The 11,681-nt window shown below is 72.0% G+C and carries 9 protein-coding genes; 6 read left to right on the forward strand and 3 right to left on the reverse strand.

Annotation, left to right across the window (positions count from 1 at the left end):
* Positions 1–182: 182 nt before the first annotated feature.
* Together IE178_RS14490 and IE178_RS14495 are read left to right on the forward strand one after the other, a co-directional pair.
* The gene (locus IE178_RS14490; protein ID WP_193512662.1) at positions 183–2,270 is read left to right on the forward strand and encodes a LamG domain-containing protein; all 2,088 of its coding nucleotides are present in this window, start codon (positions 183–185) and stop codon (positions 2,268–2,270) included.
* Positions 2,271–2,420: 150 nt separating this feature from the next.
* Positions 2,421–2,783, forward strand: a complete 363-nt coding sequence (locus IE178_RS14495) for a winged helix-turn-helix transcriptional regulator (protein ID WP_193512538.1) — start codon at positions 2,421–2,423, stop codon at positions 2,781–2,783.
* 18 nt (positions 2,784–2,801) lie between these two features.
* Here the strand turns inward: IE178_RS14495 and IE178_RS14500 are convergent, their stop codons facing one another.
* On the reverse strand, positions 2,802–3,842 hold the full coding sequence (locus IE178_RS14500; RefSeq protein ID WP_318280046.1) for a zinc-binding alcohol dehydrogenase family protein: 1,041 nt from the start codon (positions 3,840–3,842) through the stop codon (positions 2,802–2,804).
* Between the two features lie 242 nt (positions 3,843–4,084).
* On the opposite strand from IE178_RS14500, the gene IE178_RS14505 reads away from it, so the two are divergent.
* Positions 4,085–5,296: an MFS transporter gene (locus tag IE178_RS14505; protein ID WP_193512539.1), complete on the forward strand. Its 1,212-nt coding sequence runs from the start codon at positions 4,085–4,087 to the stop codon at positions 5,294–5,296.
* Between the two features lie 529 nt (positions 5,297–5,825).
* On the opposite strand, the gene IE178_RS14510 is transcribed toward IE178_RS14505, so the two are convergent.
* Positions 5,826–6,773 carry an SDR family NAD(P)-dependent oxidoreductase gene (locus IE178_RS14510; RefSeq protein ID WP_184761660.1) on the reverse strand — a complete coding sequence of 316 codons (948 nt, stop codon included), beginning with the start codon at positions 6,771–6,773 and terminating at the stop codon, positions 5,826–5,828.
* Positions 6,774–6,880: 107 nt separating this feature from the next.
* Between IE178_RS14510 and IE178_RS14515 the strand changes: the two genes are divergently transcribed.
* Positions 6,881–7,546 (forward strand): TetR/AcrR family transcriptional regulator, encoded by a 666-nt coding sequence (locus tag IE178_RS14515; protein WP_193512540.1) that lies wholly within the window; start codon positions 6,881–6,883, stop codon positions 7,544–7,546.
* A 352-nt stretch (positions 7,547–7,898) separates the two neighbouring features.
* On the opposite strand, the gene IE178_RS14520 is transcribed toward IE178_RS14515, so the two are convergent.
* Positions 7,899–8,948 carry a mannose-binding protein gene (locus IE178_RS14520; RefSeq protein WP_193512541.1) on the reverse strand — a complete coding sequence of 350 codons (1,050 nt, stop codon included), beginning with the start codon at positions 8,946–8,948 and terminating at the stop codon, positions 7,899–7,901.
* Between the two features lie 543 nt (positions 8,949–9,491).
* Between IE178_RS14520 and IE178_RS14525 the strand changes: the two genes are divergently transcribed.
* Both IE178_RS14525 and IE178_RS14530 read left to right on the forward strand, forming a co-directional pair.
* Positions 9,492–10,340, forward strand: coding sequence for a type VII secretion system-associated protein (locus tag IE178_RS14525; protein ID WP_193512664.1), 849 nt, complete (start codon positions 9,492–9,494; stop codon positions 10,338–10,340).
* The gene (locus IE178_RS14530; protein WP_193512542.1) at positions 10,337–11,602 is read left to right on the forward strand and encodes a ricin-type beta-trefoil lectin domain protein; all 1,266 of its coding nucleotides are present in this window, start codon (positions 10,337–10,339) and stop codon (positions 11,600–11,602) included. Before IE178_RS14525 ends, IE178_RS14530 begins: the two co-directional genes overlap by 4 nt.
* Positions 11,603–11,681 lie beyond the last annotated feature (79 nt).

The following is an 11,681-nucleotide window of genomic DNA, read 5'->3' on the forward strand; positions in this document are numbered from 1 at the left end:
GGGTTCGGCGGTGGATTCGGCGGCCCGGCAGAAAGCGCTACAGCCATGTCGGTCCCCTCTGTTAGCTTCATGCGGCTCGTGTGATCCGCGAGCAGCAACGGCGAAGAGGGTGGGACGAGTTGGAACGAAGACGAAGAGCCGGTGCCGGACGTCTGGCGGCGGTGTGCTGCGCCGCGGTGACCATGGTGGCGGGAGCGGGGCTGTCCGGCACGGCGCACGCGGCGGAGAACCTGCCGCCGAGGCAGCCGCTGGTACAGGATCTGAAGACGGGGTTCAAGGCGTGCGCCACCGGTGACGACAGGCCGTACGTCTCGGCGCCGCCGACGCTGATCGCGGTCCTGTACGACCCGGAGGAGGACAACCAGCCCGTCGAGGCCAACATGGTCGGGGGCGAGTTCGAGGCGTGGTGGACCGACGCGGCGGGAATTGAGCAGCGCCGCGCGTTCACGTCCCACGACATGTCGTCGGGCGCGCCGGTGCAGTGGCGGATGCCGGAGGACATCCCGGCGGACACGGTGGTGTCGTGGCACGTCCGCGCGAACGACGGCACGGCGACCTCCGCCTGGAGCTCCGAAGGCGACGGATCCGTCTGCGAGTTCGTGTACGACGACGTCAGCCCGGAGAAGGCGGTCGTCACCTCCGCCGACTATCCGGAGGAGCAGATCCAGGACGGCGTCGGTGTGTACGGCGGCTTCACCATGGACTCGCCGTCACCGGACGTCGTCGAGTACCGCTACAACTTCATCGGCGGCCCCTACGGCACCGCCCGGCCCGCCGAGCTGGGCGGACCCGCCACGATCCGGTTCCTGCCGCTCAGGGACGGCACGGACTACTTGAGTGTCAGCGCCATCGACCGCTCGGGGCGCATCAGCGCAACCACCACGTACTGGTTCCGTGTGAGGGACGGGCGGGGGCCTGTCGCCCACTGGAACCTCGACGACGCCGCGGGATCGACCACGGCCGCCGCCACGGCGGGTGTCGCCGCCCGCGCCGGCTCGGGCGTGACCTTCGGCGGTCCGGCGCCCAGGGGCGCCGGCGTCACCGCCACCGCCGCGCTGAACGGCGGCAGACACGGCTACCTGACTTCGGACGCCCCGGCCGTCGACACCGGCGGCACCTTCGCCGTCAGCGCCTGGGTGCGCCCCGCGCGGACCGACCGGACGATGACGGTCGCCAGCCAGGACGCGGGGGAGACGGCCGCCTTCCGCCTCGGACTGAGCAGCCGGGACTCCGGACCCGTCTGGTCGTTCGCCCTCGGTGACGCGCGGGTGGCGGGCGGCGCTCCCGAGACCGGCGAGTGGGCTCATCTGCTGGGCCTCTACGACGAGGAGACCGGCACGGCGCGGCTGTACGTGAACGGCCGCGCGGTGGGCACCGACGCCGAGGCCGCACCCGCCGGGGCGAGCGGCGCGTTCCAGATCGGTCGCGCCCGCAGCGGCGACCACTACGGGGCCCGTTGGCACGGCGACCTCGGTGACGTACGGGTCCACGACCGGGTCGTGGTGCCGGCGGAGGTCGCCGAGATGGCGTACCGCACACCACAACTGCTCGGCCACTGGTCGCTGGAGACCGCGACGGACGGGGCCAGCCCGGAGCAGACGGACGGTGCGCCGCTGCGGCTCGGCGACGGGGCGACGATCTACCGGGGCTCCGACAGTTCCTGTATCCCGGACCTCGACCCCGACTGCACCTACGTGCCGCCCGCCCTGGTCGGCGACGGCCATCTGCGGCTCGACGGCGAGCGCGGGCACGCCGTCGCCGAGGGACCGGTGGTGGACACCGGTGACAGCTTCACCCTCGGTGTGGTCGTACGGCTGGCGGACGCCGAACCGGCGCACCCGATGACCGTGCTGTCCCAGGCCGGTGAGCACACCGACGCCTTCAAGCTGCGCTACGAACCGTCGCAGCACCGGTGGCAGCTGATCATGCCGCACAGGGACGAGGCCGGTGCCGCCGAGACCGTGGTCGCCCAGATCGAGGGGGCGGACGGCGGCGAGGGCTCGGGCCACCGCCTCGCCATCGTCTACGACGACGCCGCCGACACGGTCAAGCTCTTCCTGGACGGCTACACCAACGACCGGGCGACCGGGACCGTTCCGAACGGTTGGCGCAGCTCCGGTGCGCTGCAGATCGGCCGGGCCCAGGTCGGTGACGGCTGGGGCGAGTACCTGCACGGCGACGTGGACGAGGTGCACGCGTACGCCGGCGCACTGAAGGACGAGAGGATCAGCGGCCTGGGCTGGGGGACGAACCCCTGCGTCGACTGCTAGACCGCACCTGACCGACCGTTTCCACGCGGACCCGGCCTCCTGCCGGGTCCGCGTGCTCGTTCTCGGGCAGTAGTAGACTTTCCGGGAAGTTGCTTCCCCGAAGGAAGTGGCTGACGGGAAGCAGATCCGGGAAGACGGGACGACCGACCGATGGTCACGAGCTGTACGACGGAGCGCCACGACCACCACGACGTGTACGCGGCGCAGTGCCCGTGCCGGGAGGTGCTGGACCTGCTGGCCAACAAGTGGTCGGCGCTCGCGATCGGGGCGCTGGAGGAGGGGCCGCAGCGGTTCGGCGCCCTTCAGCGCCGCCTGGAGGGCGTCAGCCCGAAGGTCCTGACCAGCACCCTGCGCCGCCTGGAGGAGAAGGGTTTCGTCGACCGGACGATCTACCCCGCTGTCCCCCTCCACGTGGAGTACGAGCTCACCCCGCTCGGCCGCAGCGTGGCGCAGCCGCTGGCACAGCTGCGCGGCTGGGTCGAGGACCACCTGGACGAGATCCCGGTGGGGTGACGCCGGGCGCCGGCCGGGTCAGTCCGGGAAGCCGGTGAGGGTGATCTTGCCGATGGCGGTGCCGGATTCGAGGATGCGGTGGGCTTCGCGCAGATGGGCCGCGTTGACGATGCCGAGGTCGGTGGTGGCGGTGGTGGTGAGGATGCCGGCGTCGACGAGGCGGGCGATCTGGGTGAGGATGTGGTGCTGCTTGGCCAGGTCGGGGGTGTGGTGCAGGGAGCGGGTGAACATCAGCTCCCAGTGGAAGGAGATGCTCTTGGCCTTGAGCAGTCCGATCTCGACGGGACCGAAGTCGTCGATGGCGACGAGGCGGCCGAAGGGCTTGAGGATGTCGGCGTAGGCCGCGAGATTCCGGTCGGTGCCGTTGGTGCTGAAGATGTAGTCGATGCCGTCGGGGGCGATTCCGGCCAGTTGCCCGGGCAGCGGCTGGTGGTGGTCGACGGTGTGGGTGACGCCCATCCTGAGGGCGTACGCGACCGTTTCGGGCCGGGAGGCGGTGCCGACGACGGTGAGGCTGGTCAGGGCACGGGCGAGCTGCGCGACCATGGCGCCGACGCCACCGGCCGCGGCGGTGACCAGGAGGGTGCCGGTCCTGTCCAGTGCCCCGTCGTGCAGACCCAGGCGTTCGAAGAGGCCCTCCCAGGCGGTCAGCGAGGTCAGCGGGAGGGCCGCGGCCTCGGTGAAGGAGAGGGTCGCGGGCTTGCGGGCGGCGATGCGCTCGTCGACCGCGTGGAAGCGGGAGTTGCTGCCGGGCCGGTCGATCGCGCCGGCGTAGTAGACCTCGTCGCCGACCCGGAAGAGCTCGACCTCGTCGCCGACGGCGACGACGGTGCCGGCCGCGTCCCAGCCCAGCACCCGCGGTTCGCCGCCGGGGTCGTTGTTCTGCCGGACCTTGTAGTCGACCGGGTTGACGGCGACGGCCTCGACCCGGACGAGGAGGTCGCGCGGGCCGGGGGTGGGTACGGGCAGTTCGACGTCGAGGAGGCTCTCGGCGTCCTCGACGGGCAGGCTCTTGCGGTAGGCGACCGCGGGCATCGTCGAATTCTGCGTTGCGCTCATCGGGAAGGGCTCCACACGTGGTTGTCGTGACGGGGTGAGGCGCCGGCCGGCCTGGTTGCGCGGCGTGCCCCTGCCAGGGCCGGCGGCCAACGACTGCAACCTAGGACCACGGGGGTGGAATCCCGCAAGGGGAGCTACTTCCCCAGGGGAAGCATGCAGGTAAGGCCTTCCTGGCGTGTCGGGCGCCGATGGCTTCAGGGAGCAAGTGTACGAACGTACGCTCTGGTCTGTAGGCTCCCCGCATGACTGTTGACGTACTGCGGGGGCCCACCCGGGCCGACCGGCAGGCCCGTGCCGCCGTTGCCGTGCTGTTCCTCACCAACGGGGCCCTGTTCGCCAACCTGCTGCCGCGATACCCGCAGATCAAGGCGGATCTCGGCATCGGCAACGCCGCCTACGGCCTGGCCGTCGCGGCGTTCCCGACGGGCGCCATCGCCGCCGGCCTGGCGGCGGGGGTGCTGGTCCGCCGACTGGGATCGGCGCGCGTCGCGGTCGCCGGGACCCTGCTGACGGGCGCCGGAGTCCTCGCCGCGGGCCTGGCCGACTCGGTGGCCGTGTTCGCGGCCGCGCTGTTCCTGGCCGGTGCCATGGACGCGATCACGGACGTCGCGCAGAACGCGCACGGCCTGCGGGTGCAGCGCCGCTACGGCCGGAGCGTCATCAACTCCTTGCACGCCATCTGGTCCGTCGGCGCCGTCACCGGAGGGGCCATGGCCGCCGGCGCGATCGCACTGGACCTGTCCCGGGGACAGCATCTGCTCCTCTCGGGAGTGCTGTTCGGGATCGCCGCCTGTGTCGCCCTGCGGTACTGCCTGCCCGGACCGGACACCGAGCCCACCGCGCGGGACGAGGACACGACGGACCGCGGTCCGCGGCAGGAGCGGAACGCGACGGCGTCGAGGCGCACCGGGTACGTGCTGGCCGCCCTCGTCCTCATCGCCACCGCCGGCACGCTGGTCGAGGACGCGGGCAACTCCTGGGCGACGCTCTACCTCTCGGATTCCCTGCACGCGTCGGTGACGCTGGCGGCCTGCGGATTCATCGCCCTGGTCGGAGCACAGTTCGTCGGCCGGCTGATCGGCGACCGGCTCGTGGACCGCTTCGGCCAGCGGCAGGTGGCCCGCGCCGGCGGGCTCGTCGCCATGGCCGGGATGGGCCTGGCGCTGGCGGTCCCCACGGTGCCGGGGACGATTCTCGGCTTCGCCGCGGCGGGCTTCGGCGTGGCGACCCTGGTGCCCGCCGCGATGCACGAAGCCGACGAACTGCCCGGCCTCAAAGCCGGATCGGGCCTGACGATCGTCTCCTGGCTCATGCGCCTGGGCTTCCTGCTCTCCCCGCCCGTCGTCGGACTCGTCGCCGACGCCACCAGCCTGCGCGCGGGCCTGCTCGTGGTACCCCTCGCCGGACTCCTCGTCATCCTGGTCGCCGGAGTACTGCGGCCCCGGCGACGCTGAGCACGGACGGCCGGACACCACCACGGAAGTCGTGCCCGTCCCGGTGCTCCGTCCCGGTGTCCCGTCCCGGTGTCTCGTCCCGTGCGCCGACTCACCGGGCGCCGGTGCCGAGCCGGTCCGTCGGCAGCCCTGGAACGGGAGCCGGCGGCGGGCTTCGCGTACGGTCGTGGCCGTCGAGCCCAGCCCCACGGAAGAAGGACGGGGGCGGCTCAGCGTTTCACGTCGGGGTCGCCCACCGTTTTCGTGAGGGCGACGGTATACGGTGGGCTCGGGCTGGTCAGGATCCGCCGGGCCGGTCCCTGTTCGACGAGTGCGCCGGCGTCCAGGACGGCGATGCGGCGGGCCAGGGCGGCCGTGTCCAGGTCCCGAGGCGAAGACCGCCACGTACTGCCCATCCGGACGTATGCGCCGCAAGCGGCCTGCACGGCGACGAGCGGATGGCCGCCCACGAAGCGGAGTGCGTGCGCGTCGTCGGACTTGGCACCACCCGCTTGCGCCGGGACGAGCCGGCGCCTGTCACCAACGCGGGTTACGGGGTGGCGGCCGATTCGGAGCGGAGCGGGTTCTGCTTGAACTCGGCGATGGGGAACTGCACCCCGGTGAGGTCTTCGGAGACGGCCCACAGCCGCTGCTGGACGGCTGCCTCGTACGACTGCGGGCTGGAGGTGACCAGCCGGGGGTGGCCCTTGACCTCGAAGCGTCCGCCGGGGCCGTAGTACTGGCCGCCGAGCGCGGCGGGGTCGGTGGCGGCGCGCAGGGTCGGCAGCGCGCCCATCGCCGGCGTCTGGGTGATCAGCGGCGCGAGCCAGGTGAGCGGAAGCCGGAGGGCCGCGGGGCTGTTGCGGGCGAGCTCGGTGCTGGACAGGCCGGGGTGTGCGGCCACCGCGACGGTGGTGCCGTGCGTGGCGAGCCGGCGCTGCAGCTCGTAGGTGAACATGAGGTTGGCCAGTTTGGACTGACCATAGGCGGCGGCCCGGCTGTACGACCGCTCCCATTGCAGGTCGTCGAAGTGGATCGCGGCCCGGATGCGGTGGCCGGTGCTGCTGACCGTCACCACGCGCGAGCCGGGCAGCGGCAGCATCAGGTCAAGCAGCAGCCCGGTGAGCGCGAAGTGGCCGAGGTGGTTGGTGCCGAACTGCATCTCGAAGCCGTCCTGGGTGGTCTGCTTCGGGGTGTACATCACGCCGGCGTTGTTGATCAGCAGGTCGAGCCGGTCGAGCCGGGACCGCAGCGCCGCCGCCGCGGTCCGGACGGAGTCGAGCGAGGTCAGGTCCAGCGCTTGTACGGTCACGTCGCCGGTCATGCGGGCCGCGGCCTGCTCGCCCTTCTCGACGTTGCGCACGGCGAGCACCACGGACGCCCCGCGCTCGGCGAGCGCCTTGGCGGTCTCGTACCCCAGTCCGGTGTTGGCCCCGGTCACCACGGCCACCCGCCCGCGCTGGTCCGGAATTCTCGCCGTCGTCCACTTGTCACTCATGTCGAGCTCCCCTCTATTACGTACCGGAGGTATCTTCCTCTTGGAACGCTAAAGTACTCCCGGTACATTGTCAACGTACCGGAGGTACCTAAGTTAGGGTGGTGATCGTGACTTTTCAGCGGGCGCGAACCGAAGAGCAGCGGGAGATACGCCGACGGGCGATCCTCGACACGGCGTCGGCGATGCTCGACGAGATGCCCGTGGCCGCGGTCACCCTGAACGAGCTCAGTCGCCGCGTAGGGCTGGCGAAGCCGAACGTGCTGCGCTACTTCGAGTCTCGCGAGGCGGTGCTGCTGGAACTGCTGGACCGCCTCCTGCAGGAGTGGCTGACGGAACTGGCAGGCGAGCTGGCCGCCGGCATCGACGAGAATCTGCCCATGGCCGAGCGAGCGGCAGCGGTGGCCGAGATTCTCAGCCGCTCTCTCTCCGGCCGAGTGGTGCTGTGCGACCTCTTCGGCGCACAGAGCAGCGTCCTGGAACACAACGTCTCCGTCGAGGTCGTCGCACGCTATAAGCGCGCATCCCTGGACCGCCTGACCACCATGACCGCCCTGCTCCAGAAGTCCCTGCCGGAGCTGGGCGAGAACGCGACACTGTTCAGCCTGCAGACCATGCTCATGGCCGGCGCGCTGCCGGCGTACAGCACACCCCCACCCAGCCTGCGGGCGGCCTACCAGGCCGAGCCCGACCTCGCCCGCTTGCACCTGGAGCTGAAGGACTATTTGAAGCTGGCCCTGACCGCAACCCTCCTGGGCGCGCTACCCCGCAGCTGACCTGCGACGCACTGGAACAGGCAAAAAGACTCTGTGCTTCTTGCGCGTTCGGACGGTGGATGCCGGGGTGCCCGAACTCAGCGAGCCGTGCATGTGACCTGATGCTTGGCGGGGGCCGCGAGGGCGGAAAGGTGTGACGGTGACTGAGGCGTTGGAACGGCCTGAGCCCGGTTCATGGTCGCGCGACCGACCTGGGCTTCTTTGGAGGGATTCTCCTTTGTGGGGCGCCCCACCCTTAGCGGGGCGCAGGGTGACGAGTGCGCCGCCGACCGTCATGGTCGGGTTGCCCGGGGCGCGCCACGGGGATGTGCGACGGTCGTGGAACCCGTCGCACACCCCCGCCGTATCGGTGTCAGGTCGACCAGACGACGTTGCCGTTGTGTACGACGACCACCTTGGCGTCGGCCCGCAGGACCAGTTGGGCGCCCTCGTGGCCGTAGCTTCCGGCGCCCCAGATGGGACGGTCGTCCCCGTTGTGGATGACGAGGTTGCCGTCGTTCTGGAAGATCGCCCGGTGGTTCTGGCCGAAGGTCATGGACGCCCAGATGGGCTTGCGCTCCTCGTTGTAGACGACGAGGTTGCCGTCCGTCTGCATCACCATGCGGATGCGGTTGGTGGTCCAGGCCTGGTTGACCTCCAGGACGCTGGTCGCGAAGACGGTCTCGGTGCTCCAGTTCGGCTTCGGTGACGGCTTGGGCTTGGGCTTGGCCTTCTTCTCCGCCGTCTTGCTCGGCTTCGGCTCCGGCTCCGGCGCGGGCGGGGGCGGCGCGGCGACGACGGCCTGAGGGGGTTCGGCCTTCTTCGGCTTCTCCTTCTCCTTGCTCGGGGACGAACTGGGCTTCTCGGCCACGTAGTCGTCGAGTGCGGCGGGGGCGGAGTTCGGGTTCAGGACGGTGTCGGAGCCCTCCACGGCCAGCCCGGTGGTGTCCGGGGGGCCGTCGTCCCTCGCGGTGCCGGCCAGCAGCAGCGGTATCGCGATCAGGGCGGCGCCGATGATCGCGGCGCCCGCCAGGACCGGCTTGCGGGGGCGTCCGGTGTCGACGCCGGTGTCGGTCTTGACGCCCGGCGGCGTCGTTCCGACGGCCGCCGCCACGGCGACGCCCTCCCGGGAAGCCTCGGGGGTCGTGGTGCCCGTGGCCGCCGGGGCCGGGGCGGCGGTCTCCCCGGCCGGGGCGGTGCCGGACCCCGCTTCGGGGGTGGCCTTCCCCTCCGGGGTGGTGTCCGGCTCCGCTTCGGGGGTGGTCTTTCCCTTCGTGGTGGTGCCGGCCTTGGCCTCGGGGGCGGCGGCCGGGCTCGGCGCGTTCTCGCCCGGAGCGGAGGACGTGGGCGGGGGCCCGGCCTCCCCTTCGCGGGCGGCGGCCGCCTCCGCGTTCGCGCCGGGGGTCTGGTGCTGGGGGGACATGCGGTACTCCTCCTCGGTGGCGGAGCTGTCGGTGGTGGGCAAGAGCCCGGGCAGCGGACGGGTCGGGCGAACGCCGAGAGCCCGGCGGGCGTTGGGCGAGTGCCGCGTCGAGGTGAGCCGGTTCGGCCCGGTTCCGGTCGTCGAGTTCCGCGTGACCCCCCGCGGTGACGGCCGCAGGCCGCTCCGACGCCTTTCCGAGCTGCGAGGTCTTCCCGTACGGCCCTGGCCTGGACGTCCGGCCGGAAGGCGCTGTACGTCGACGGGTCCGATGGCGTGCCCAACTTAGCCCGTCGACGGGGGAGACGTCCGCTCACTCCGCCTCAACCGTTCCGTCGCTTTGTCCACGCGCGCCTCACTGCTCCCGGAAAGTCCTCGACTCGGGCGGCAAACGGGCACGCGGAGGGCCGATACGGACCTTCCCTCAACCCCAACGGACGGAACCGGTGTGGCATCCTGATGGCTCCCCGATCTGATCAGTGTCGGCGTGTGCGCATGTCGTACGGCACCCCGAGACCTCGTACGAACCCAAGAGTTCAGGTGGAGATGCGGCCCGGAGAACGACAAGAGGGCAGGCATGGCGACGTGTTCGCAGCGCCTGATGATCCGGGTCCGGCCGCCGCCCCTCGGCCCTCGGCACACGAACCACCCGCGCCCGAGCCGTCCGTCGCCGACGCCACCGAGGCCGTGGACACCCCCGAGATACCCGAGGCCGTGCGGGACGCCGCCCGCCGGGCGCCGGGGCACTGGATCGGCGTGGTGGACCCGGAGTGGACCGAGCGGCGGACGCCGCCGGAATGGGCGGTGCTGGGGGAGTGGCAGTCGGACGAGAACGGGGGCGTGGGGGACTACCGCGCCAACCCGGCGTACCGGCCCTCGGCCCGGGTGCTCGGCTGGCCGGAGCCCACCGACCCGGTCGACGCGGCGGCACAGCGGGCCGCCACCGGCTACGGCTCGGTGGACGAGGCACTCGCCGCGCTCGCCGAGGCGGAGGTCACGGTGGTGCGCGGGCCGGACGGCGGGCCGCTCACGGCCGCGGGGCGGGACGGGGCGCCGGTGGTGCTGTTGTTCACCTCGCCGGCACACGAGTTCATGTCCGCGGCACTTCGGCATGACACGCTGCCGGCTCGGGAGCTGGCCCGTTCACTGAGCGGTTCGGGCACCCTGCTGATGGTCAACGCCGGGGCCGCGGCCCCCCTGCTCGTCCCGGCGGACGGTCTTCCCGGCCTCGCGGGCCACGAGGCCGCGCCCGCGGCGGACGCCGCGGCGCGGAAGGGTTCCGGCGCACCCTCCGGTACGGCGGACCGTACCGGCCCTCCGGCCGCGGCGCCCGCCGCCGACCGGACCGACAGCTCTCCTGAACCCCGGCCCCACATCGCAGGGAGGACCCCGTGACGCGTTCGGCGCAGCAACCCCCCACCTCCCCGAGGTCACAGTCCGGTACCGACGGCGAGGAGACGGCCGCGGCCGCCACAGCCGTGGCCGCCACCGTCTCCGAGGCCAAGGCCAAGGCCAAGGCCGAGACCGAGACCGAGACCGAGGCCAGGGCCAAGACCGAGACCGAGCCGCAGTCCCCATCCGATCCCGGGCCCGCGCAGGCGAGGACCCGGGCCGAGGGTGGTACGGCGGCGGCCACCGAGGCCGAGAAGACGGCGGCACCGGGCGCGACCACCGGGCCCGAGGCCGACACCGAGGCCGGGGGCGGATCCCGCACCGGACCCGGCAGCGGAGCGGCCTCGGGAAGTCGGCCCGAGGCCGAGGCCGAGGCCGACCCCGGTGCCGCCGCGGCGGCCAAGAGCCGGCTGCCCGCGCTCGTACGGACCATGACCGCGACCGCGATCGACCGGCCGCAGCAGCGGACGGGAGCGGTGGGGCGGCCCGGCAAGGCGGTGCTGAGCGGGGCCGCGATCGCGGGGGTGCTGCTCGTGTCGGTGCCGTTGCTGATGCTCGGCGGGAACGACGACGACGACCCCAGGACGACGTCGGCGGCGGCGGGAACCGTGCTCGGCGGGAACGGGCAGGAGGCACCCGGCGACTTCGCCGTGACCGAGCCCGACACCGGTTCCTCGGGCGACGACGAGAAGCAGACCGACAAGCCCGACAGGCCCGAGAAACCGGTGCGGGAGGCTCCCGCGTCCGCCCCGGCGAAGGACAAGGACGAGGACGAGCCGAAGAAGGACGCCGACGAGAAGGACGAGCCGGAGAAGCAGAGCGGCGGGAACACGGCCGGCGGCGCGAAGGACCGGCCCGCCCAGCCCCCGGGCGTGACGTTCAGCGCGCCCGTCTCCCTGCGCAGTCATCTCTCGGGCCGCTGCATCGACGTACCGGACGGCGACTTCGGGGACGGCGCGGCGCTGTGGGTGTGGGACTGCAACAACAGCGAGGCGCAGAAAATGCGGTTCGCCTCCGACGGCACCATCCGCATCAAGGACAAGTGCCTGGACGTGGCCAACGCGCAGTTCACCAACGGCACCCCCATCCAGATCACCTGGTGCAACGGCAACGTCGCCCAACAGTTCGTCCTGAACGAACGCCACGACCTGGTCAACACCGTCGTCGGCATGTGCGTCGACATCAAGGACAACAACGCCGGTAACGGGGCCCAGCTGCACCTGTGGACCTGCCTGGGCACCGACAACCAGAAGTGGAGCGTCTGACCCGACGCCCCGGTGATCCGACCGGGAGTACCCCTCCCGACATCCGCCCGCCCCGAGGGCGAGGCATGATGACACTGTC

The sequence above is a fragment of the Streptomyces griseoloalbus genome (genome assembly GCA_014650015.1).
Lineage (GTDB): Bacteria > Actinomycetota > Actinomycetes > Streptomycetales > Streptomycetaceae > Streptomyces > Streptomyces griseoloalbus.

Bases quoted from the DNA above. Each gene is read 5' to 3' on its own strand.
- IE178_RS14520 (WP_193512541.1), bottom strand. From the start codon at position 8,948: ATGTCCCCCCAGCACCAGACCCCCGGCGCGAACGCGGAGGCGGCCGCC.
- IE178_RS14495 (WP_193512538.1), top strand. From the start codon at position 2,421: ATGGTCACGAGCTGTACGACGGAGCGCCACGACCACCACGACGTGTAC.
- IE178_RS14525 (WP_193512664.1), top strand. From the start codon at position 9,492: ATGCGGCCCGGAGAACGACAAGAGGGCAGGCATGGCGACGTGTTCGCA.
- IE178_RS14510 (WP_184761660.1), bottom strand. From the start codon at position 6,773: ATGAGTGACAAGTGGACGACGGCGAGAATTCCGGACCAGCGCGGGCGG.
- IE178_RS14500 (WP_318280046.1), bottom strand. From the start codon at position 3,842: ATGAGCGCAACGCAGAATTCGACGATGCCCGCGGTCGCCTACCGCAAG.
- IE178_RS14505 (WP_193512539.1), top strand. From the start codon at position 4,085: ATGACTGTTGACGTACTGCGGGGGCCCACCCGGGCCGACCGGCAGGCC.
- IE178_RS14490 (WP_193512662.1), top strand. From the start codon at position 183: ATGGTGGCGGGAGCGGGGCTGTCCGGCACGGCGCACGCGGCGGAGAAC.